Source organism: Chromohalobacter sp. HP20-39, from assembly GCF_033052815.1.
Lineage (GTDB): Bacteria > Pseudomonadota > Gammaproteobacteria > Pseudomonadales > Halomonadaceae > Chromohalobacter.
The window spans coordinates 1-238 of the sequence record NZ_JAWHTP010001142.1; the positions used below are offsets into that span (position 1 = coordinate 1).

Sequence of the window (238 nt, forward strand, 5' to 3'; positions counted from 1 at the left end):
GATCCGCCGCGCGAGATCGCGGCGACGCCGGCCGCGGAACCGCTCCGCGCCGTCGAGGTGGTGACGATCCCCGAACCCCTGCCGCTCCCCGGCCAATTGAAGCCGGTCGCGGCCGGGGCAGCGACTTCCGAGCCCGCCGATCCGCGCCGCCGTGTCGGGGCCGCCAACGCGGCCGCCCGCGTGCAGCCGGTGCGCGACGGTTTCCTCAACGCCATCCAGCAATATCCCTGGACGGACG

General features: G+C 75.2%; 1 pseudogene. It reads left to right on the forward strand.

The annotated features are described in order from the left end of the window. Positions 1–238 (forward strand): annotated as a pseudogene (locus RVY79_RS21460) (P-type conjugative transfer protein TrbG); the annotation flags it as partial.